At 62.5% G+C, this 22,463-nt stretch carries 17 protein-coding genes and 5 pseudogenes; 6 read left to right on the forward strand and 16 right to left on the reverse strand.

The genetic code is table 11. The features are described from left to right. Positions 1-132 precede the first annotated feature (132 nt). The 3 genes from NCS03_RS30675 to NCS03_RS30685 are packed head-to-tail and all read left to right on the forward strand — an operon-like array spanning position 133 to position 4,070. The gene (locus NCS03_RS30675; protein WP_008345543.1) at positions 133-495 is read left to right on the forward strand and encodes a HigA family addiction module antitoxin; all 363 of its coding nucleotides are present in this window, start codon (positions 133-135) and stop codon (positions 493-495) included. Further along, on the forward strand, positions 485-1,993 hold the full coding sequence (locus tag NCS03_RS30680; protein WP_033535654.1) for an ATPase domain-containing protein: 1,509 nt from the start codon (positions 485-487) through the stop codon (positions 1,991-1,993). The genes NCS03_RS30675 and NCS03_RS30680 overlap by 11 nt, the downstream gene beginning before the upstream one ends. 7 nt (positions 1,994-2,000) lie before the next feature. Further along, positions 2,001-4,070 (forward strand): hybrid sensor histidine kinase/response regulator, encoded by a 2,070-nt coding sequence (locus tag NCS03_RS30685; protein WP_008345540.1) that lies wholly within the window; start codon positions 2,001-2,003, stop codon positions 4,068-4,070. Positions 4,071-4,391: 321 nt separating this feature from the next. Here NCS03_RS30685 and NCS03_RS30690 read toward each other — a convergent pair whose 3' ends face one another. The 13 genes and pseudogenes from NCS03_RS30690 to NCS03_RS30750 all read right to left on the reverse strand — a co-directional run bounded on the left by NCS03_RS30690 (position 4,392) and on the right by NCS03_RS30750 (position 17,680). Then, entirely contained in the window at positions 4,392-5,549 is a 1,158-nt protein-coding gene (locus NCS03_RS30690; protein WP_008345539.1) for a lipase family protein, read from the reverse strand. Further along, positions 5,536-6,789 carry an LssY C-terminal domain-containing protein gene (locus NCS03_RS30695; RefSeq protein WP_250530470.1) on the reverse strand — a complete coding sequence of 418 codons (1,254 nt, stop codon included), beginning with the start codon at positions 6,787-6,789 and terminating at the stop codon, positions 5,536-5,538. The genes NCS03_RS30690 and NCS03_RS30695 overlap by 14 nt, the downstream gene beginning before the upstream one ends. Beyond that, a complete protein-coding gene (locus NCS03_RS30700) occupies positions 6,786-8,075 on the reverse strand; it encodes an LssY C-terminal domain-containing protein (protein WP_250530471.1) in 1,290 nt (429 codons plus the stop codon). The genes NCS03_RS30695 and NCS03_RS30700 overlap by 4 nt, the downstream gene beginning before the upstream one ends. A gap of 482 nt (positions 8,076-8,557) precedes the next feature. After that, the gene (locus tag NCS03_RS30705) at positions 8,558-9,232 is read right to left on the reverse strand and encodes an alpha/beta hydrolase family protein (protein WP_250530473.1); all 675 of its coding nucleotides are present in this window, start codon (positions 9,230-9,232) and stop codon (positions 8,558-8,560) included. A 434-nt stretch (positions 9,233-9,666) separates the two neighbouring features. Then, on the reverse strand, positions 9,667-10,620 hold the full coding sequence (gene speB, locus NCS03_RS30710) for an agmatinase (RefSeq protein ID WP_175982113.1): 954 nt from the start codon (positions 10,618-10,620) through the stop codon (positions 9,667-9,669). A 16-nt stretch (positions 10,621-10,636) separates the two neighbouring features. Beyond that, the gene (locus tag NCS03_RS30715; protein WP_008345534.1) at positions 10,637-11,188 is read right to left on the reverse strand and encodes a cupin domain-containing protein; all 552 of its coding nucleotides are present in this window, start codon (positions 11,186-11,188) and stop codon (positions 10,637-10,639) included. A gap of 141 nt (positions 11,189-11,329) precedes the next feature. After that, a complete protein-coding gene (locus NCS03_RS30720; protein ID WP_008345533.1) occupies positions 11,330-12,028 on the reverse strand; it encodes a DUF1989 domain-containing protein in 699 nt (232 codons plus the stop codon). A gap of 10 nt (positions 12,029-12,038) precedes the next feature. Beyond that, on the reverse strand, positions 12,039-13,274 hold the full coding sequence (locus NCS03_RS30725; protein WP_250530474.1) for a M20 family metallo-hydrolase: 1,236 nt from the start codon (positions 13,272-13,274) through the stop codon (positions 12,039-12,041). Next, positions 13,271-14,080, reverse strand: a complete 810-nt coding sequence (locus NCS03_RS30730; RefSeq protein WP_008345531.1) for an amino acid ABC transporter ATP-binding protein — start codon at positions 14,078-14,080, stop codon at positions 13,271-13,273. Before NCS03_RS30730 ends, NCS03_RS30725 begins: the two co-directional genes overlap by 4 nt. Next, the gene (locus NCS03_RS30735) at positions 14,077-14,730 is read right to left on the reverse strand and encodes an amino acid ABC transporter permease (protein ID WP_250530475.1); all 654 of its coding nucleotides are present in this window, start codon (positions 14,728-14,730) and stop codon (positions 14,077-14,079) included. Before NCS03_RS30735 ends, NCS03_RS30730 begins: the two co-directional genes overlap by 4 nt. Before the next feature lie 9 nt (positions 14,731-14,739). Beyond that, positions 14,740-15,402 carry an amino acid ABC transporter permease gene (locus NCS03_RS30740; RefSeq protein ID WP_008345528.1) on the reverse strand — a complete coding sequence of 221 codons (663 nt, stop codon included), beginning with the start codon at positions 15,400-15,402 and terminating at the stop codon, positions 14,740-14,742. A 7-nt stretch (positions 15,403-15,409) separates the two neighbouring features. After that, on the reverse strand, positions 15,410-16,264 hold the full coding sequence (locus NCS03_RS30745) for a transporter substrate-binding domain-containing protein (protein WP_008345520.1): 855 nt from the start codon (positions 16,262-16,264) through the stop codon (positions 15,410-15,412). Between the two features lie 343 nt (positions 16,265-16,607). After that, positions 16,608-17,680, reverse strand: a pseudogene (locus NCS03_RS30750) (hypothetical protein). A 187-nt stretch (positions 17,681-17,867) separates the two neighbouring features. On the opposite strand from NCS03_RS30750, the pseudogene NCS03_RS30755 reads away from it, so the two are divergent. Both NCS03_RS30755 and hpxZ read left to right on the forward strand, forming a co-directional pair. Continuing rightward, positions 17,868-18,149 (forward strand): annotated as a pseudogene (locus NCS03_RS30755) (helix-turn-helix domain-containing protein); the annotation flags it as partial. After that, a pseudogene (gene hpxZ / locus NCS03_RS30760) lies at positions 18,128-18,501 on the forward strand (oxalurate catabolism protein HpxZ). The pseudogenes NCS03_RS30755 and hpxZ, both read left to right, overlap by 22 nt. Positions 18,502-18,720: 219 nt before the next feature. Here hpxZ and NCS03_RS30765 read toward each other — a convergent pair. Together NCS03_RS30765 and NCS03_RS30770 are read right to left on the reverse strand one after the other, a co-directional pair. Continuing rightward, positions 18,721-19,275 (reverse strand): N-formylglutamate amidohydrolase, encoded by a 555-nt coding sequence (locus tag NCS03_RS30765; RefSeq protein ID WP_350029382.1) that lies wholly within the window; start codon positions 19,273-19,275, stop codon positions 18,721-18,723. A 93-nt stretch (positions 19,276-19,368) separates the two neighbouring features. Further along, positions 19,369-20,478 carry a porin gene (locus tag NCS03_RS30770; RefSeq protein WP_284504535.1) on the reverse strand — a complete coding sequence of 370 codons (1,110 nt, stop codon included), beginning with the start codon at positions 20,476-20,478 and terminating at the stop codon, positions 19,369-19,371. A 352-nt stretch (positions 20,479-20,830) separates the two neighbouring features. Between NCS03_RS30770 and NCS03_RS30775 the strand changes: the two are divergent. Next, a pseudogene (locus tag NCS03_RS30775) lies at positions 20,831-21,022 on the forward strand (RND transporter); the annotation flags it as partial. A 315-nt stretch (positions 21,023-21,337) separates the two neighbouring features. On the opposite strand, the pseudogene NCS03_RS30780 reads toward NCS03_RS30775, so the two are convergent. After that, positions 21,338-22,297, reverse strand: a pseudogene (locus NCS03_RS30780) (MFS transporter); the annotation flags it as partial. Between the last annotated feature and the right edge of the window lie 166 nt (positions 22,298-22,463).

Below are 22,463 nucleotides of genomic sequence, written 5' to 3' on the forward strand. Positions count from 1 at the left end.
TCGCACTGTCGCGGCTCAGAGCGAGGGAATCTGTGAAAAGATGGTCTGGCCGGGCCGGGACGCTCACGGCGCGGCTCACCCAGCTTCATGGTAGCCTGATCACTTGTCACGCAACGCGTTACGCTTGCCACCATGGCTTCCACGTCGATTCCCGGCACCACCCGCTATCAGGACGAGGCACACCATCCAGGGGATCTTCTCAAGATCTTTGTGCTGCCCCATTTGGGCCTCTCGGTGAGCCAGGCGGCCCGAGATCTGGGCGTGGCTCGTCAAACGCTTCACCGGATCTTCGACGGCAGCGCGAGCATCACGCCCGAAATGGCGGTGCGTCTCGAGGCCTTTTGTGGCGTGCCGGCGATGCACTGGTTGGAACTGCAATCCGCGCATGATGTCTGCGACGCTCGTACTTCGCTCGAGCAGGCGCTGACGAAAATTCCGAAACACAGGCTCTCCCGTGTTGCAATGAAGCAGCTTGGAGCAACAGATGAACGATAGTACCGTAATGCCCCAATACGCTCGCACGGGCGTCCCGGGGCTCGACGACATTCTCGTTGGCGGACTGAGCCGGGGCAACTTGTTCCTTCTCGAGGGAAGTCCGGGCACGGGCAAGACAACCATCGCGCTGAGTTTCCTGCAGGCTGGCGCCGAACTGGGGGAGCCATGCCTTTACATCACGCTCTCCGAGACGATGGAGGAACTGCGCAACGGCGCTTTGTCGCACGGATGGCGGCTCGGTCCACAGATCAGCATCTTCGAAGTCAGCCCGTCCGAAAATCTGCTTGACGCCGATCAGCAGCAGACGCTGCTCTATTCCTCCGACCTCGAGCTGGGCGAGACGACGCGGCTCATCCTCGGCGAGTTCGAGCGCGTGAAACCGAAGCGCGTGGTCATCGATAGTCTTTCGGAGATTCGCTTGCTTGCGCAAAGCTCGCTGCGCTACCGCCGGCAGATCCTGGCATTCAAGCATTACTTCGCGGGCCGCGACGCCACGGTGCTCATGCTGGACGATCTCACCTCCGATGCGGCGGACAAGACCGTGCATAGCGTGGCGCACGGCGTCATCAAACTGGAGGAGTTATCGCCGCAATATGGCGCCGAGCGCCGGCGCCTAAGGGTGCTCAAATACCGCGGTCAGCATTTTCGTGGCGGCTATCACGATTTTGCTATCCGACACGGCGGGGTGGCGGTGTTCCCGCGACTTGTCGCCGGTGAGCACCGAACCAGTTACGCGCGCACGCAAATGACAAGCGACGTTGCGGAACTCGACGCTTTGCTCGGCGGGGGTGTCGAGCAAGGATCCAGCACGCTTATCCTTGGCCCCGCAGGGACCGGCAAGAGCCTCTTCGCGATCCAATTCGTCACGGCGGCCGTGCGGCGGGGCGAAAAGGCTGCGCTCTTCGTCTTCGATGAAGAGCTCGGCCTACTGTTCGACCGTGTGCGCCCAATGGGCATCGACCTCGAAGCCATGAGAGATGCCGGTGATCTGCACGTCGAACAACTGGACGCGGCAGAGCTGTCGCCGGGCGAGTTCGCGCATCGCGTGCGTGCGAGCGTCGACCGCGCGCGTGTAAAGACGGTTGTCATCGATAGTCTGAACGGGTATCAGGCCGCCATGCCTGAGGAAAACGCGCTCGTACTGCACGTGCACGAGTTGTTGCAGTATCTGAATCGGCAGGGCGCGAACACCTTTTTGACTGTCGCCCAGCACGGCCTCGTCGGCGACATGAAGGCGCCGGTCGACGTGACCTATCTTGCTGACACGGTCATCCTGCTTCGTTACTTCGAAGCGATCGGGCGCGTTCGACGTGCGGTGTCGGTCATCAAGAAGCGCACCGGGGCTCATGAGGAATCGATCCGCGAGTTCCGTATCGGTTCGGAGGGGCTCACGCTCGGAGAGCCGCTGGAAGATTTCCAGGGGGTGCTTCGAGGCGTGCCGACGTTCGTCGGAAAGTCGGCGCCTCTGCTGACGCCGAAGACTGCAACCAAGGACTGACGATCGCATGGCCGAAACCGAGCGATGTCCCGTGCTGCTCCTCACCCCGTCGGGACGCGACTGCGTCGTTGCGCAGGCGCTGTTGGGGGCGGCCGGGATCGACGCAGAGCCGTGCAAGAACGTAGCGCAACTCGGCGAGACGTTGAGAGACGACGTCTGCTGCGTTATCGTCGCCGACGAAGCGTTGAACGGCGCCGACCTCGCCACGCTGGCGGGATGGGTGTCGTCGCAGCCGCCGTGGTCGGACCTTCCATTTGTCGTACTCACACAGCGCAGCGGTCCCGTTCGCAGACCGATGGCCGAGCGGTTGATTACGGCACTCGGCAACGTCACGTTCATCGAGCGTCCGTTTCATCCGACGACGTTCGTAAGCGTCGTCGAAACAGCGGTGCGGGGCCGGAATCGCCAGTTCGAGGCTCGGGCTCGAATCCGAGAACTCGATGAGGGCGAAGCGCATCTTCGCATAGCACTCACGGCCGGACACCTCGGCTCCTGGAGCCTCGATCTTTCCAGCAACACGCTGACAGCATCGACGACTTGCAAAGCGATATTCGGCCGCTTGGAGACCGACAACTTTACTTATGAAGAACTGATTGCAAGCACTCATCCCGAGGATCGCGAGCGGGTGCAGGCAGCCATCGCGGTCAGCGCGGAAACCGGCTGCGACTACGCGATCGAGTATCGCAACGTCTGGCGGAACGGGACCGTGCACTGGGTTGAAGTCAGGGCGCGTGTCGTGCGCGACGACCGGATCGTTCGGCTCGTCGGCGTTTGCTCCGACGTGACGCTGCGCAAAACGTCGGAAGATCAGCTGCGCCGGGTGAACGAATCGCTCGAAGTCAAGGTGCTGGAGCGCACCGCGCAACTGGAAGACGCGCATCGAACGGTGCTCGAGGAAATACGGCAGCGCGAGCACACAGAGAAGCTGCTGCGGCAGGTCCAGAAGCTCGAGATGATCGGCCAGTTGACGGGCGGCATCGCGCACGACTTCAACAATTTGCTGATGGCGATCATGGCGAATCTCGAACTCGTGCGAAAGGAAGTGCCGCCCGAAGAGCGAGTGGGTCGGTTGGTCGATGGCGCGCTGAAAGGCGCTCAACGCGGCGCCGCGCTCACTCAACGGCTGCTCGCGTTCGCGCGACAGCAGGTCCTTAAGGTCGAGCCTGTCCAGATGTCTGCGCTGGTTCACGGCATGGCCGACCTTCTGGACCGGTCGATTGGCTCGATGATCGAACTGGTCATCGATACGCCCGAAGAAGTGCCGTTTACTCGCGTCGATACAAATCAGATTGAACTGGCGATACTGAACCTGGTAGTCAATGCGCGCGATGCGATGCCCGATGGCGGCGCAATCCAAATCAGCGTCGATACCGCGCATTCTGCGGGCGATGGCGACCTGCGAGCCGGCGACTACGTGCGGGTGACAGTGAGGGACACAGGCACTGGCATGGACGCCGCGACACTCGCCAAAGCGACGGAACCCTTCTTCACGACCAAGGAAGTGGGGAAGGGCACGGGGCTTGGCCTTTCGATGATTCACGGTCTCGCGCGTCAGCTACAAGGCGCGCTTCGTCTAGAAAGCACGTATGGAAAGGGCACGCGTGCATCGCTCTGGCTTCCTGTCACGGGTCGCCCGGCTGCCGAGGAGCGTATCGCCGATGACCCGAAGGACGACGGTCCGGCCGACGCCAGCGAGCTGCGCGCCACCGTACTAGTCGTCGATGATGACCCACTTATTTTGTCAAGCACATCTTATCTCCTGCAGGACCTTGGACATGAGGTGATCGAGGCCGCATCAGGGGACGCCGCGCTCCAAGTCCTTCGCGCCGGCCAGAAAGTTGACGTTCTGCTAACTGATTTCTCAATGCCCAAGATGACCGGCGTTGAATTAGCCAATGCGGCGCGGGCACTCAGGCCCGTCCTGCCTGTCATACTCGCAACCGGCTACGCGGAACTGCCGGAGGGCACCGGAGCGGATCTACCGAGACTACGCAAGCCGTATCAACAGAGCCGGCTTCTGCAAGAGATCAGGAACGCCGTGAAAAGCTTGGAATCGCCGCAATCCGGGGCGCAGTAAGCTGTCCATCGCACGAGCCAGCGAACGGGCCGCCTTCCGGACACGTAACAGCCTTGACGGACGAACGACGTCTGCAGAGATGGTTGCCGCTTAACGCATATGGCTGCACGGATTTACTTCCTCACCCTTTCGTTAGCTGGTTGGCCGTTGTGCTAAATTCCGCAGCCGGCCGGTTTCTGCCGTTCGACCAAGTCGCAGTGTGACCGCTCCAGCGGCCGGTTCAGGTCGAGACCGGACCGACGCCGGACCGGTGTACATGGGGCTGCATCAACCGGTTGAAACGGCCCCGAACGCGTTCGTTGACAGACGACTGCCAGCTAATCAGCGGATCGGCACGCCAAGATCCTCCTCCAGGAAGCGCAGAATCGCCTCTGCCAGCGCCTCGCGAGGATACGCATTCTGTGTAACGAAGAGCGCCCCGATCGTAGGGTGGGTCCGCGCAACAGGCACCGCGAGCGCCCAGTGATCCGCATTGACGTAGGCGAGAAGCGTGCTGCCGGGGACAACCTGATCGTAAAAGATGACCTGACTGTCGTTCCGCGAGTCGACGCGCGCGAGCTTGTCATAGCTCGACTTCAGGATCGAGGAGATTCGCTCGGGCTGCGGGAACGTCACGACCGAGTAGTAATGCAGATCAGCCGGAAGCGGATGCTGCGCGAGCCACGCTTTGCGAGTCGCAGGTCTCAAACTCTCTACGGCACCACCATCGCCCGATGTGCAGGTTGCGCCCGGGACATATCGCAACAAGTCGGCCTGATATTGGTCGGCGTCGTTGGCGAGCGGGGAGCCGCCGATTGCACCGGCGGCACTCACCACCGCTGCCACGCGGCTTCGTATCTCAGGATAGGCGACCAGTGCTTCCAAAATGTCGGGCGCCCCCTTCGAATAACCAATCAACACGAGCCGCGGCGCGTCCTCCGATGCCGGCATAGCCATGATCGCGTCGCGAATTTGCCGTGCATTGTTAGTGGAACTCGACAGCGCGTCGACGTTGATGAGCGCTGCATCGAAGCCATACTCGCGAAGATGCGTCACGACGGTATCCGGCGTATCCAGCCAGGGATCGAAGCAATCGTAGCCGACGCCATGCACCACCGCCCCAATCAGGTGCCGCCTAGACTGGCCAAGTTCGACGGGCTCGCCGGTGCCAGGGGACTCTGCGCCGACCCGCGTCAGCGCTTGCTCACACGGGCGGTAGTCGGGTAGCGCTGCACCGCGTGCTTCGAGGACCGCGCAATATATTTCCCGAAAGCGCCCTCGCTTATCCATGACGCCAGCCTGAGACGCGGGCATGAGAACCATCGGGGGTGTATCGGCCGAGTACGGGATAAGCGGCTTCGCCGCGCATGCGCCGAAGAGAACGCACGACGTGATCGTCGCTAACCAAGCGCTGATCTGGCGGCACGCATCGAAGGCAGCGGCAACCTGACGCTTGAATTGAATGAGCGCCCATCTCGATCTCGAGTCACTGACTCGCATTGCCGGTTGCTCCAGTTTGACGAGTATCTGGCTCTTCCAGATAGGGGACCCACTCAAGAAAATCGACATCCGACAGACTCCGCGGCCGGGTGGCGAAGAACACGACCGCGCGCAATCCGTCCGTATAGTAAGTCGCACCGTCAAGGGTTATACGAGGACGAGTCGGCGGTGCGGGGCCAACACCGTTCACAAATCCGAGCTTTTCGAGGCCGCTCGAATACATCAGGTCCTGCATCAGAAAGTTGCGTGCCTCGTCGACGTTCTCGTGGAGAGTGAGGCGTTTTTTATCGCGGGGCGCAAAGCGCCCGCCGACAGGGCGGCCGACCTGCGCGACGTAGACCAGTTGTCCCTGAAAGCGGATCGGAGCGAGCCATCCCCGGATCCAGTTTGCGGGCGCCCCGGCCTGCGCCTGCTTGCGCATGACAAAGTCCGGTTCCCGACCGAAGACGCGCTGCGCGAGGTCAAACTCCCGCGCATCGCGCCGATAGTCGCGCCGCACCAGCGCTGCCCCGATGTCGGTGAGCTGGCCAATGCCAATGGCATTTAGCGGATCGGCCTGAATAGTCCCGCTCGGGTCGGTGGCACAGCATGGTAGGCGCTCGAGCGCCGCGCGCAGCGACGCCAGGTCCTGGTAGTCCGTGATTCCAGTGGCAGAGGGTGGCAGAGGGATCTGCGACAGCCGTGGATCCATCGTGCCGCCTGGCACACGCAGAAAGATCGAGAAGGGCATCAGCGTCTGGTTTCCCAGCAGATCGACATTGACGAGCTTGATGCCTTGATCGGGGTTGGTGAACAAAATGCCCGATCGTGTCTCCCCCGACGGGATGGGGTTGTTGAACCTGAGATCACGGAAATAGTCGTCCATGCGCTTGTTGCTTGCGCCGCCAAACAGCGTATGCATTGACCATGCGACTTCATGAGGTGAAAAGTAGTCCGGGTCCGTGCCCGAGCGTAAAAGCCACAGCGCCTGCGACGTCCCATTCTGCACTTCGAGCCAAAGCGGCTGCACTCCCGTTCTGTTGACGTCGGCACCATACATCCGCTTGCTGTCTTCTTCGCTAAGCACCGTTGCGCTCACGCGTACGCCGCGACTGGAGGCGCTGACCTCGCGCTGACGCAACGGCTCAGCGTCCGCCTCGGGCGGAATTTGCCATGTCGAGCAGCCGGCCAGCGCGAGCGCCAGGCATAGCGCGAGTCCTGCATTAGACCGTCGCCTGCGCAAGGTCTGCTGGATGGTCATGGCCTCGCTCCTGGCGTCACCCGCAGTACCTTGTACGGAGTGATCCACGGGAAGATTTCGATCTGCGATAACGGCCTCGGCGTGCGATCGAACACCAGCACGACGCGGAAGCCGTCGGTGTAATACGGGTCGGTCGTCAAATTCCTTCGCGGCGCAGCTTCCAACACGGCACCCACCCCCGTCACTAGTCCCATCTTGAACAGGTTCTGGGAATACGCCATGTCTTCGGTCAGCGCAGTGCGTGCCTCATCCACCTCCGGGTCGATCTTGTGTGTCGTGAACGTTGACGAGTGCCACGTCAGGCGAATCCCGATATCGCGGCTGATCTGTCCAACCCACACAGGCTTGTCGTGATAGCGCATCGTGCTGAGCCAGAGCCGCATATGGTTGCGCTGGTGAATGTCGCCCCGCGCCTTTTGAAGCGCGAGGTCTTGGGCGCGTCCGAACAGATGAAGGTCGCTCACCGGCGCGTTGACGTACGCTTGGCCCGACAACGCGGCGCTGATCATCCGCTCGATTGCCCCCGACCACTTTCGTTCCGTGAGGCTCCAGCCCCGCCGCACCAGTGCGGGAAAGGCGTCGTCGAGGCTGCCGACGATCACCAGGTTGAGCGGGTCGCCCTTCTTTGAGCCGTCCTCGTCAGTTGCGCAACAGGGCAGTGCTTCGAGCGCTTCTCGAAAGCTCGCGTCGTCCGTGTAATTTGCAGTGGGCTCCTGCGGATCGGTCGCCCGTCTGAAGACCTGACTACGCTTGTAGTCGGCTTCAAACCCAGGTACGGATACGAAAACGGAGAACGTCCGAGCGTGTCCGCTCGCGACGAGATCCAGTTGCACCAGCTTCGCGCCCGCGTTGAAATTCGTCAGCACAAACCCCGCGACCGTCTCTCCGGGACGCACGGGGTTATGAAAAGCGAGACTACGGAAGCGGCGCGCGAGCTCGGAACGCTGGTCGGGCGAAGCATCGCTGCTGAAAGCCTCTGCCGCCTCCGATGCGGGAAAGAAGTTTGGATCCAGGCCGGGTGACAGGAGAAAGTAGTTGTGGTCCTCGCGATTGCGGACCTCGATCCAGACGGGCTGAATTCTTCTTTCGGCAAGCGGGACACCGTACACCGCCGCGCTTTCCTCTGAGGACAGCACGGCTGTTGAAACCTCGATGCCGGCCTCGTCGCGTGTCACGGCCCGGTTTTGGTAAGCCGGTATTGCGGCTTCTGGCGGAACCGCAGCGCAACCGACCACTAGATAGCCGACGGAAATCGCAATCAGCATCCTGGTAACGACGCTGTTCATCAAGTCAACTCCGGGGTTGACACCGTGGCGTTCGGTCGCGCGGATCAGCTAGCTAACTGCGCGCCGCCCTCACTGAGCTTGCAGGAGTACGCTACCCAGTTTAGTAGAGGTTGGGGCGCCGATGGGGTAGCGACCGTGGATCGCATCCGTGCAGCACGGAGTTGATGATCGCAAAGTCTTGATTGCTTTCCGGCCGCGTCCCTAAGCGGCTTGCACGGATCGGCGCCGGCCAAATCAAAGCAGATGGCCCGCCGCGATTTCCGGGGGCGGAAGCACCGCGAAAAGATCGATCTGACAAATTCACTCACTAAGCACTGGCAAAACGCCGTCGACGCGACAGGCGTCGGTTGTCGTGGCTAGGCGACAGACCGTCTGCGGATAGCAAAGCGTTGAGAGGGCGAGTGCAGGACGGCGAGTTCGCCGGCTTCTCGTCCCGACTCTGCTACAAGCATTCCTGCGCTTGCTCAGGTAACGCGCACGAACTACCCTTCGGCGAAGAACCACTCCGACATCGTCCGCGCTAGTTCGCGCACGACCTCCGCGTCGGTCCGGCCGGAGGATGCGCGCACGTGAAACGAATGATCTGCGTCGTCCACCACATGCAGCGTGGCGCGCGGCCCCAGCGTCTCGACGACCGACCTCAGCAGGTGAAGCTCGGCCAGCTTGTCGCGCGTGCCCTGCAGGAAGAGAATCGGCACCGTGACGTCCGCCAAGTGCCGCGCCCGCTCGACGCCGGGCGCCCCAGCCGGGTGCAGCGGGAACGCGACGAAAGCGAGGCCACGCACGCCATCGAGCGCGGAGATGGCTTGGGCCTGGGACGTCATGCGGCCGCCGAACGACCTGCCGCCCGCGAAGAGCGGCAGGGCTGGCAGCCGCCGGCGGGCCTCTGCGACGGCTGCCTGCACGGCAACATGTGCCACGGCCGGCGAGTCCACCCGCCTGGAGCCCCGCTCCATGTACGGAAACTGGTAGCGCAATGTGGCGACGTTCGCCGCGGCAAGCGCGTCGGCCAAAGACGACATGCCGGCGTGCTGCATGCCCGCCCCAGCGCCGTGCGCGAAGACATATAGCGCTCGCGCGTGCTCTGGCACTTGAAGGAGCGCAGAGACCTTAGAGCCGTCGGGTAGTGCGAGGGAAAGCGATTCTGCGTCGTCCATGGTATTCAGGTCGTGTCGGTGTGGTCTTTGCGCCGATTCTGCATCAATGAGGCATCGGGAGACGCTTGTGGCAGCTTCCGGCAAGGCATTGCTCGGGCGGACTTTGCCGGCCGATCCATGGAGCGCGCCCATTGCGAAGGGCGCCGCAGTCGCGATGTGTCGGTTGACGACCGAAAGCCCGACAGCAATGTGATCTGCGCTTCGAGACATTCGCGTAATAGCACGCCTGCATCATTGTTAGCGAGCTGTTACGACACTGCAAGCAGCGTCAAAGGAAGTTCTCGGAGGGCGGTTCATCTATCGGGCTCCCTGAAAGAGCAGGTCCGGCAGCAAGAAGCTCTTAGTCGACGCATAGTTGGCCGCGTATGGCCGCGACGCGGGTACGTCGCTCGCTAACGCCGGGACCATCGAGCGGCAGCGCGTTCGACGCTGCGCTAGCGTCGGCTCGATCCCGCCTGATGTGCCGCGAACAGACACAGCATCTCGTACATCATCGTTGCGGCGACGAGCGCGGTGTTGCCGCTCGGATCATACGGCGGCGACACTTCAACCACATCGCCGCCGACCCAGTTCAACCCGTCGAGTCCGCGCAGCAACGCAAGCGTTTCGCGCGTCGTCAATCCGCCGATTTCCGGCGTGCCGGTGCCAGGTGTGAACACCGGATCGAGCCCATCGACATCGAGCGAAAGATACACGGGCGCATCGCCGACCACGCGCCGCGCTTCTTCGACGATCGCCGCCGGGCCGCGTTCCTCGAACTCTTCGATGAACACCACGCGCATGCCGTGATCCAACGAATAACGCCAGCCTTCGTCGGTATTCTGCGCGCCGCGTATGCCGATCTGAATCGTGCGCGTGGGCTCGAGAAGACCCGCTTCGACCGCGCGTCGGAACGGCGCGCCGTGCGTGAATTTCGAGCCCTTGAACGCGTCCCACGTGTCCGTGTGCGCGTCGATATGCACGAGCGCGAGCGGCTGCTTCGGCGCGATCGCCTGAAAGACCGGATAGGTGATCGAGTGATCGCCGCCCGCGATCAGCGCTATCTTCCCCGCGCGGAATACCGGCTCGAAAAAGCGGCGGATATCGGCGTGCGCGGCTTCTAGATCGTAGAGATGCTCAAAGGGCACATCGCCGATATCGGCGACGCGGCACGCTTCGAACGGATTGAATCGCGTGACGTGATGAATCGCGCGCATCATCGTGGACATGTTGCGGATCTCGCGCGGCCCGAAGCGTGCGCCAGGACGCGCGGTGACACCGCCATCGAAGGGCACGCCCGCCAGCGCGATATCGAGCGCCGCGAGGTCGCGCTCGAACGGCACGCGCATGAAAGTGGGAATGCCGGCGAAGCGCGGCAACTGCATCTGCGAAAGATCGGTGCTGGCCATGATGAGTTCCCGCTGATCAGAACGTGGGCGGCGTGTTGACCCAGAGTATGCGCGTCACCGCATCGCCCGGATTGCGATAGCTGTGCGGCTCGGTGCTCGGAAAATAGAACGAATCGCCCGCCTTGAGCGAATAGCTCTGATCGCCGAGCGTGAGTTCCAGCTCGCCTTCGAGCACATAACCCAACTCTTCGCCGACGTGATGAATCTGCTCGTCGCTGCGGGCAAGCGGCTCCAGTACGTGGATGTCGCCCTGAAGCAACTGGCCCGGACTCGGCACGACAAGGCGTTCGAGCATGATGGAGCCCTCGGCACGTCTGCGTTTGCCGGCCGCCGGAGCGGCCCGCGCGCCCGGAAAGCGCACCGAGGGCCGCTCGCTCGCACGCTGAACGGGCGAAGCCGTGAGGGTCGGCGCGGACAGCAGTGCCGCGATGTTGGTGTCGAGCGCAATGGCGAGCTTGTGCAGCATGGCGAGCGAAGGCGTCGCGTGGCCGCCTTCGACCTTCGACAGAAGACTTTCCGAGCAACCCGCCGCTCCCGCGAGCACCTTGAGCGTCATCTGTCGCACCATGCGCGCATGACGCAGACGCGTGCCGAGGCCATCGGCGGCGGACGCCGGCGCGGCGTTGGCTTTAGGTGAAGTACGCGCTGCAGTTGAGGAAGGTCGTTTGCTGGCCACGAATGAACACCATCGAAAAGAAGAAGGGCGCGCTTATGCGAGCACCGTGAACTCGACTTCGAGCGGGTTGAGCGCGTTGATCGGAATGATATCCTGCGGGCACGCCGACATGACCACGACGCAGTCCATCGCGGCCCTGATATCCACGTAATCGCCGGACTTCGACACGGGCGGCAGCCAGTCAATCGAATAATCCGGCTTGACGGGAATGTTCATCCAAAGATTGAACGGCTGGGGCACTTCCTTCGTGCGCAAGCCAATAGCCTTCAGCGCAAGCCGCAGGTTGTCCGCGCAGTTGTCGTGATAGTGCTCGACGCCGAGATTGCGATAGCGGTACAGATCGCACGCGGCGATGAGCGTATCGTGCACGCCCGGCGACGTATCCGTGACGAGTTCGGCAATCGGGCGGCGCTGGTTGGTCACGAGCGGATCGCCCGGCTGCGGAATGATCTTGTCGATGAACGCGCGCGTATGTTCGAACGACAGAAACTCGTTCAGATGCTGCGCGTTGAAGATCCACGTATCGCACACTTGCGTGCCGTGCGGATTGGCGATGCGGATGGTCTGCCCGGCCTTCACGCGCACCGCGCGGCCGCAGCGCGCGGGCACCGTATACGTCATGCCGATTTCAGGCGTGCCGTCCGGCGAGATGGGTTCGTTGAGCGTGGCGTTGACGCCGGTTTCCTGGCCGTTGTCTTCGGTGCTTGCAAGAGTCGTTGCGGATGCGTTCATGTGGGCTCCTTCAGTCGTTGCAGAGTGTGGTGAGGCAATGAGCGAGCGCGCGTGCGCCGAGCACGAGATGTCCGGCGTCCGTCGCTTCGGCGGGGTTGTGGCTGATGCCGTCTATGCTGGGCACAAAGATCATTCCGCTCGGGCAATGTTTCGCGAGATACATGGCGTCGTGGAATGCGCCCGAGGTCAGATGCAGCGCGCGGGTATCGAGCGCGCGGCAGGCTTCGTCGATGCGCGACAACACGGACGGATTGAACGCGACGGGCGCATGGGCGAATAGCGCTTCGATGCGCGCGCCATGAGATTGCGCGATGGCCTGCGCGTGTTCATCGAACGCGCCGAGCACGCGCGCGTCCGGATGGCGGAAGTCGACGGTGAAACTCACCGCCGACGGAATCGTGTTGATCGAATTCGGCGCGATGTTCCAGCGGCCGAACGTGACGCGCGTATCGGCGCGGCCGAGTTCATGGGCGATGGCATCGAGTTCCCGATGCAGCGCGATGGCGAGCGTCATCGCGTCGCGGCGCAGTGGCATCGGCGTGGTGCCCGCGTGGGCGGCGATGCCCTGCACATGGAACGCGTACCAGCGCACGCCCTGAATGCCGCTGACGACAGCGAGCGGCACCTCGGCCTTTTCGAGTTGCGGACCTTGTTCGATATGCAGTTCGACGAAGGCATGCGCGGCGTCTTGCTGCGCGCGCGGCGGCAGTTCGGGGAACGCGCTGACGTGGCGTTGCAGCGCCGCGCTCAGGGTTGTGCCTTCGGCGTCCTGCACGTGCGCATAACGCGCCATCCGCGACGGCTCCACGAAGGCGCTCGATCCCATCGCGCCCGGCGAGAAGCGCGTGCCTTCCTCGTTGGTCCAGATCGCGACTTCGAGCGGGCGGCGCGTGGGCACGTTCGCATCGTTCAACGCGGCGAGCACTTCGAAGCCCGCAAGCACGCCGTAACATCCGTCGAGCTTGCCGCCGGCAGGTTGCGTGTCGATGTGGCTGCCGGTCATCACCGGCGCACGTGCTGCGTCGCCCTCGCGGCGGAAAAACAGATTCGCGCACGCATCCACATGCACGCTGCAGCCGAGCGCACGCGCGCGGTCGATCAGAAAGCGCCGCGCTTCGATATCGCGTTCGCCGAGCGCGGGGCGGTCCACGCCGCCGTCATCGCGCGCGCCGAATGCAGCGAGGGCTTCGATCGATTCGAGCAGGCGCGCCGCGTTCACGGCATCCGCCACTTGTCTTGCGCTCACGATGTCACTCCTTCGCTCACGAAATCGAGGCTGCGTTCCAGCCACGGTTTAAGAAACTGCTGCAAGCGCGGTGTGCGCGTATTGCCGAACAGTTGCGCGGGCGGTCCGGCTTCGACGATTTTCCCGGCTTCCATGAACACGACCTTGTCGGAGATCTTCGCGGCGAAGCTCATCTCGTGCGTGACCATCACCATCGTCATGCCTTCCTGCGCGAGCGAACGGATCACGTTGAGTACTTCCTCGACGAGTTCGGGATCGAGCGCGGATGTGGGTTCGTCGAGCAGAATCACTTCGGGTTCGATGGCCAGCGCCCGCGCGATGCCCACGCGCTGCTGCTGCCCGCCGCTCAGCCGCGCGGGATACGCGTCTGCCTTGTGCTCGAGACCGACACGCGTGAGCGCGGCCAACGCTTTCGTGCGCGCGTCGCGCCTGCTCATCTTCTTGGCGAGCACGAGCGGCGTTGCGACGTTGTCCAGCGCGTTCATGTGCGGCCAGAGATTGAATTGCTGGAAGACCATCGAAATAGGACGGCGCACGTCGGCGATGCTGGCTTCGCTGTCACGATCCTTCGCCGTGCGTCCTGTCGATCGATAGCCCAGCAACTGGCCTTTGATCCACACTTCGCCTTCGTCATAGGCTTCGAGAAAATTCATGCAGCGCAGCGCGGTGGTCTTGCCCGAACCGGACGGCCCGATCAGCGTGACGATCTCGCCGCGCATCACATCCAGGTCGATGCCCTTGAGCACGCGGTTCTCGCCGTAGGACTTGCCGACGGCGCGCAGCTTGAGTATCGGAAGGTCGCTCATGATGTCTTCTTCAGAAACGGAATGCGGGAAGTCGCGGCCTGCGCGATCAGCGACACGGCTTGCGTCAGCAGCCAGTAACATGCGATCAGCAGCGCATACGGACCGATATACGTGTAGCTCGATGCGACGATATCGCTGGCCGTCATCGTCAATTCGGGCACCGTGATGATCGACGCGACCGCACTCTCCTTGATGACGAGAATCGTCTGGTTCGCGATCAGCGGCGCCGCGAACGCGAGCGCCTGCGGCAGCTCGATGGAGCGGAACGCGTCTCGCCGGCCCACGCCGAAAGCGGCGGCGGCTTCGAGCTGACCGCGCGGAACGCTCGCCCATGCCGCGCGAAAAAGCTCCGCGAAATAAGCGCTCGAATAGAACGCGAGCGAAAGGATCGTGGCCTGCACGGCCGACAACGTCACGCCTAAAACCGGCAGCCCGAAGTACACGATCACGAGCTGCGACAGATAAGGCGTGCCGCGCACCAGCCATACGAACGCGCCATAGACGAGCGCGAACGGACGGCCGAACGCGAGCCGCATCGCGTTGATCGCGAAGCCCGCGACGATGCCGATGAAGGCCGCCAGCACGCTCACTTCGAGCGTGATGCCCATCGCTTCGATGAAGCGCGGAACGAGTGCGATGAAGTTGTTCATGCCGATGCCTCACGGACGCCGTGCCACACGCAGCGCGTACACATGACCCGCGCCCGCGAGCAGCGACGTGATTGCCAGATAGAACATCGCCGCCAGCGCGTACACTTCGAGCGGCCGATACGTCGATGACGAAAGCTGCTGTCCGACGCGCATCAGATCCGTTACGGATATCACCGACACCACCGCCGACGCCTTGACGATATCGATCATTTCGGAGACGAGCGCGGGCAGTGTCGCGCGCACGACTTGCGGCACTTCGATATGCCACAAGGTCTGACGCCGCGTGAGATTGAAGGTCGATGCCGCCTCGATCTGCCCGGGCGCGATGGAGCGAAAACCCGCGCCCAGAATCTGCGACTGATACGCGCCCGTGTTGAGCGACAGCCCGATCGCGGCGGCAGCGAGCCCCGGTAACTCGAGCCCGAGCGCGGACGGCACGTAGTAGAACACCAACAGTTGCGCGAGTACGGGCGTGCCGCGCAGCAGGCTCACGTACACGCGCGCCGTGCCGCGCATTAGCCGGCTGTCGCTGACCGACATCGTGTAGACGAACACGCCGACGAAGAAGCCGCAGCAGACAGCAACCGCCGACAGCACGAGTGTCGTCAGCGCGCCGTCGAGCAGTTGCGGCAAGTAGCCGATGCAGCGCGTAAGCAGATCGGGACCGTTCATCGCGATGTCAGATAGACGGTGCGGGAAGCGTGGCCGGAACGTCCATCGTCGAGCCGAACCATTTCTCCTGAAGCTTCTTCATGGTGCCGTCGCTGTTCGCTCTCGCGATGCCATCGCTGAAGAGCTTGAGGAGGGCAGCGCTGTCGGCGTCCTTGCGTGCGACCCAGGCGAAGTAGCTCTTCGGACCGATGGTCTGCGGCAGCACCGCGAAAACGCCCGGACGCGACTTCAGCAATGGCCCGAGATTGGCGACGGACTGCGCGACGGCATCGAGCCGGCCGACGGCTAGGTCGGCATAGGCTTCGTCGAACGCGACGTATTGCTTGATCTGCTTGATGCCGGGACCGCCTGCTTCCTTCAGCTTCTTGTCGAGCGCCATCAGCGCCTGCAATTGTGCAGAGCCGGTCTGCGAGCCGACCACCTTGCCGTTCAGATCGTTCGGCGCTTTGATGGAGGTATCGGCGGACCGGGTGAGTACGCCGGTGGTCGCGTCGGCGACGGGAACAGTGAAGGCGAAATGATCGGCGCGGTCCTTGTTGACGGTCACGGCCGTCACGACGACGTCGAAGCGCTTTGCATCGAGACCGGGCAGCAGACCCTGGAAGGGCAGGTCGAGCTGCTTGACCTTCACATCGGGCAGAGACTTGAGGACGTAGGCCATCAGATCGGCGTCATAGCCGACGATCTTGCCGTTATCGACGTATTCGAAGGGCGCGTAACGCGCTTCCGTCGCGATCGTGATTTCCTTGTTCGATTTGATGCGGGCGAGCAGATCTTCCGCGTGCGCAAGCGACGGCGCGGCGGCGTTGAGCGCGAGCGCGCCCGTCAGTGCGGCCAGCAAATGGCGAAGACGTTTGTTCATGACACTCCCCTTGCGTATGGGCTATGTTGAAGGCAATCGGAATTTCATTCAAGCAACTTGAATGTAATTCATTAGGCATGAAGTGTGCCAACGCGAAGCGCCCGGACCTGCGGGGCTTCGTCTTCCGACATGCACTGAAAGGGGGGTGTAGAAGCGGGCGAATGCACCGCCGCGCACGGCGATGCACCGGTTTGAAGTATGAAGGGAGTGATTGCGAGAGTCAGTGGGGTCCGCAATAGGGACGCAAGACGTCACACGAGCGACAGGGCGTCCGGCGGCCGCGGCTTAACCAGCAGCGGGGACATGGAGATGGACCCTCGATGCGTCGCGCGCAAAGGTTCGACTAGCAAGCTCGCAACGTTTCGTCAGTCTGGAGATTGCGAACTCGGGTACCCGGCGTACGATCGTACGTTCCGCGCGATCGACGCCCATCGTCCTGCTGCAAAATTGGCACTCGGCCTAAAGCTCGGCCGCCGCCAGGGCGGTCGCGACCAGCCGTGCTTGTTCCCGACGATGCGCCGCGACGGAAGAATGCGCGCCGGCTGGTGTCGCGGTGCGGCAGACATCGCGCAAAGGCGCAATCGGTGGGAAGCACGGTCTCCAGTTCATCGCGAACGAATCGCCATGCGCCCTGATTGCGGTCTTCCTCCTGCGCCCAAACGATGCTGCGCAAGCTGGTGAACCGGGCGAGCACGCGCCGGAGTGGGTCATGCGGAACGGATAGAGCTGCTCGATGCGGATGATCGCCGTCGATTCGTCGCCGGACCCGTCGCGAGCATCGCGCAATTCGTAGTAGAACTTTCCGCTGCATAGGACGACGCGTTCAACCGCACTTGCATCTGCGATGCGTTCGTCGCCCAGTACGCATTGAAATGCGCCATCGATCATCTCGCGCAGCGTCGAGTGCGACGCGACGTTGCCGTAAAGCTTCGACTTCGGAGACATGACGATGAGCGGCGTCCGACGTTTGGTCGTCGCCTGCTGGCGAAGCAGATGGAACCATTGCGCCGAGGTCGAAGGTACGACAATCCGCATGTTTTCGTCCGCGCAAAGCTGCAGGAAGCGGCCGAGATAGCCGCTCGAATGCTCCGGACCGACGCCCTCATGGCCATGCGGCAGCAATACGGCGAGCGCCGACTCATAACCCCACTTGAACTCGCCGGCCGCGATGTACTGATCGATGAAAACCTGCGCGCCGTTGACGAAGTCACCGTACTGCGCTTCCCAGACAGTCATCGTGGTCTTCGTTTGAACACTGTAGCCATACTCGAATCCAAGCACGGCCTCTTCGGTCAGCGGCGAGTTCACGATGTCGAACCGTCCCTGCCTTGCGGCGATGCCACTGAGCGGCACATGACGGTGGTGAGTGCACGTCAAGCACGAAGACGCGGCCGAAGCGCGCGCCCAAATCGCCATAGAGCTTCCCGGTGAGCAACAATTTCAAACAGGAAGCGCGGCTAATTTCCATTCTTGGCTTTACATAATCAACATTATCGTGCTTTGGATTGTAGGTCCCAAGTTCAAATGTCGTGTTTTTGCTAAGTAGAGATGTCGCGTTTTGGCGTACGTTCGTCGCCACACAAGCGTTTCAGGAGCGCGGGCGATGAACACGATTGGGACCGTCACTATGTCGATGCGTGAACTGGACCGACTCAAGGCGATTCAGGCGGTCGCCGACGCGCGACTCAAACCCGAGCGTGCGGCCGAACGGCTGAACTTGAGCGTACGGCAAGTCGAACGCCTGGTGTGGCGTTACCACGCGGCCGGCGTGGCCGGTCTGGTGTCAGGCAAACGCGGACGCCCGAGCAACCATCAATTGCCCAACGGCGTGGCACAGCGCGCGCTGGCGTTGATCCGGGAACGCTGCGAGGGCTTCGGGCCGAGCTGGCCGAGGTCGAAGCGGCCTTCGACGCGTACGAGACCGCACTCGTCACGAACGACGTCGCGATGCTCGACGCGCTGTTTTTCGATACGCCGCATACGCTGCGCTACGGCGCCACGGAAAACCTCTACGGTTACAAGGCGATCCGCGCGTTCCGGGCTGCACGACCGGGCAAGACACTGGCGCGCACGGTGACCGCGCGCGTCGTGACCACATGCGGCGATGCCTTCGCGTCGCGAACATCGAGTTCCGGCGCGATGGCGATCCGCGCATCGGCCGGCAGACTCAAACGTGCGTGAAGATGCCCGAGGGATGGCGCGTCGTCAGCGCGCATGTAAGCTCGATGGGCGCGTAGCGGCGCGCCTGGCCGACTGCCTGACCAGCAGCGGCCGTTGCGCATCACCGTGAAATGCGTCATTGCGAGGTCAATTCCGTTCGCGCGACGCAACCCGATGAATATTCGATCTGCATCGGAAGCACGTCACTTGCTGCGCAAAGTCCAGCGACGATCGGAAAGAGGGTCGACGTCCGGCAAGTCACGTCGATGCTGTGGCCGATGACCGGCTCGCCGACGTCAATCCAACGCCACGACCGCATCGAGCGCGCCGCCGACCATCGCGCGCAGCGTCGGCTGGATAGCGTCGGCTTTCTCCGGCAGATACACGAACGGCGGCGCTTCATCCATATACGCGGACTGACACATTTCCAGTTGGACCGCGTGAATCCCGTCCTGCGGCGCGCCGTAATGGCGCGTGATAAAGCCGCCCTTGAAGCGCCCGTTCGCGACCCACGTGTAATCGCTTTGCGCGGCCGCATCCGTCACCGCCCTCGTCACCGATTCCGCCTCCGTCCTCCCATCCTGCGTGCCGATGTTCAGGTCTGGCAGCTTGCCGTCGAAAAGACGCGGCAGCACGCTCGCGATCGAGTGCCCTTCCCGCAGCAGCACGTTCCCGTGCATGTCGCGCAGACGCACAAGCTCGGCGGCGATCGCATCGTGATACGGCTGCCAGTACGCTGTCACGCGACGCTGCTTTTCGGCGGCATCGGGAGCGCAGCCTTCGCGATTCACCTGCTCGCCGCGAAACGTCAGATCGGGGCACAGGCCGGTCGTCGTCTGGCAAAACCTCATCCCGCAGCCACGCCTCGATTGCGCGGTCACGCTCGCGTAGTGCACCAAGCGCAAGGCACATGACTACTTCGGCCGAAAAGAAACGTCGGCGCGTCAGAAAATATGCATCATGCCGATGTACGCGCCCGTCTGGGATTGCCCCGCGAGCGGACTCGTGCCCGGATCGGCGTCGCGCGGCGTGGCGAAGACGGAGAACGTACCGTTCGCGCTGTTGCGCACGTAAGCGACCGTGCTGTACAGAAATGTGCGCTTGGTGAAGTTATAGGTCGTGCCGAGCACATAGAGCATCGCGTGGCTCGCCGGGTCATGCGATGCGTCGCCGCCGCCCTCGCCCACGTGGACATAGAAGCCCGCCGCCGTGACGGCCCAAGCGGGCGTCGCCTGATAGGTCGCGCCGAGCCAATAGTGATCGGCGGTGCTGGAGAGGCCCGCGGGCGTGTCGGGCGCGGAATAGTGCGTGTAGGCGGCCTGCACTTTCCATCGATCCACCTTCAGGTTCGCGCCCACGAAGAGTTCGCGCGACGCCTGAAATACGTTGTTCATCTGGCCATTCTGGCTGCGCAGTTCGTCATAGATGCCGCGCACGTCGAAAAGCGGCGAGTGGTAAGTCAGCATGATGCCGTCGGAGCGGCCGAACTCGCCCGCCGCGCCGGAGTTGAACGCGCCCGCCTGACCGCCCAGCGAGTACTGTCCTTGCACGTCGAACCCATGAAACACGGGGCTGTGATATTCGACGTTGTTGCTCGTCTGCTGCCAGTTGCGTCCGCGCACGAGTGATGCCGATGACACCGCCTGTTGCACGAAGGGATCGAATTCCCAGACGCCGTCGCTGTCAATGAACAGATTGCGGCCCGCCTGCAACTGCCCGTATGTCTTCGAGCTCAGTCCGACATAGGCGCGGCGCGACCAGAGACGTCCGCCCCCCGTGGTGCCGTTCATGATCTGGATCGCAGTTTCGAGATTGAACACCGACGTCAGGCCGCCGCCTAGATCTTCGTTGCCTTTGAGGCCCCACATGCTGGTGCCCCAGTCGCCGCCCTCGGCGCTCCATCGCGCGGATGTGCCGCCGGTACCGTTCGCGATGTGATTCAGATATTCGATGCCCCCGTCGAGGCGTCCATACATCGTGACGCTGGATTGTGCCATGGCGCCCGACGCGACAAAGGTGAAACCGGCCACCGCTTTCCGTACACAACCTTTCATGTTCGGTTCGACTCCGTTGGGGGTCCGCTCGGATGCGCGGAACCGATGCACGCGAACATAGCACCATCGCGAGAACTCGGCACAGATCCAGTAACCGCAACGGTCAAGAACTGGAAGATGATCTCAATCGAAGTCCGTTTGCTGCGTCCCGCGCAGCTAGCGATCCAACGGGCAGCCGCGAGCAGCCATACTTCAGCCGGTCGAGGTCGCCATCGGTGATGCTACTTGTTTCGCCAAGCAAGCTCGCTTTCAGTCCCGAACGTCGCTAAGACCTTAGCGCGCACGTCGGACCTCATAGTCGACACAGCTACGAAGGTAAGAACGTTCCATCCACCCTTTCGTGCTCAAGGGGACGAACCGCTATCAGGCCGGCTCGGTTGACTATCTCAATGTCGCCAGCGCGCAGACCATTGCGCTCGAGAACCAGCGCAACGGCGAGACGATCGAAGCGCGCCGACTGAATGCTAGCGTTCGACTGCTCAAGGCGCTCGGAGGCGGCTGGGATCGCACGGCGCTGCGCGACACGGCGGCCGCAGCGCAATGACACCGTTGTCGTTTTGGCACTAGCTTCTCCGACCTTCAAACCTCCGTACAGACAGGAATTAGCAAATTCCTGCTGTACGTGGAATCGAGGCATGGTCATCGGATCGACGCCTGCATTCGCGTACGCCCTGATGCGCGCCAGCGGCCTCTGACTAAGCAACCTCGGCTTTCGACGGCGCCTCACAGAAAGACCGTTGATATTGAGGGAATGAAGGCGATCGCGATCAATCCGAGAAGCAACATACCGAGGTAAATCCAGATTCGCCTCGAAGCGCAGGCGAGCTCCAGAAAGCCGCGCCGCGCGAGATTTTCATGCTCAGGCTGCCTCCGTCTTGCCGACCATGTGCCCGGATCGTCCTTTGCGCGTCAAGAGCAGCAACGTTGCGACACTGACGAGCGTAAGGATGGCAAGCGGCATGAGCGCGAGGGAGTAACTGCCCGTTGCCTCCTTAACCCAGCCGTAGACGTTCACCATGAGGCCGCCACCAAGCAGATTTGCGATGGCGTTAATCGTTGCAAGGCCCGCCGCCGCCGCGCTGCCGGAGAGCATGTCGCCAGAGAGCGCCCAGAAAGGCCCTTTGAACGCATAAGCACCGACCAAAACGGCACAGAGCAGGCAGATCGTCGGGAGCAAGGCGCCGCTAAGCGACGTGGCGAATAGGCCCATACCGATAAGAAGCATCGGAATGACTGTGTGCCAGCGACGTTCCTTTACTCGGTCAGAGCGTCGGCCCCAATAGACCATCAACACGCACGCCAACGCGTAGGGTACGGAGTTAATGAGGCCTGTCTGCATAACGGTCAGGCCGTACGACTTGAGCAATTGTGGCTGCCACACGTTCAGGGTGCTACCCGCAGCCGACGCGCAGGTATCGACAAGAGCAAGGCAAAGGACGTAGCGGTTTCGGAAGAGCTTCGTCAGCGGCATATCCAAGACTTTTTTTGGCGCCTTCGTCTCTGTCGCAAGTTCATTGGCGAGCCACGTGCGCTCTTCCTCCTTGAGCCATCTCGCTTGCTCCGGCTTATTCGTCAAGAAGAACAGGCACATCAGACCAAGAAGCACAGTCGGCAGGCCTTCAAGGATAAAAAGCCAGTGCCATCCGCGCATCCCTGCGATTCCATCCATTTGCAGAAGCAGTGCGGACAGTGGTGAACCGACGAAGTTACCAAGCGGGATCGCCACCATGAATATAGCAACGATGCGAGCGCGGTACGACGCCGGAATCCAGTACGAGAGGTACAGTAGGACCCCCGGAAAGAAACCAGCCTCGGCAGCACGCATGGTGCCGAGATTCCGTACGTATTCAACACCCCTTCGTTGACGCGCTTGAGTTCATCGGCGTGCACATGGCCGTTCGGTTCGCTCGGCAATCAGAACGCGCGGCTCTCACCTCGCTGCCCGCGTCAAGTTTCTGGATTGACCTCGCCCAGAACGGTCAAAT

Source organism: Caballeronia sp. ATUFL_F1_KS4A, assembly GCF_023630905.1.
Lineage (GTDB): Bacteria > Pseudomonadota > Gammaproteobacteria > Burkholderiales > Burkholderiaceae > Caballeronia > Caballeronia zhejiangensis.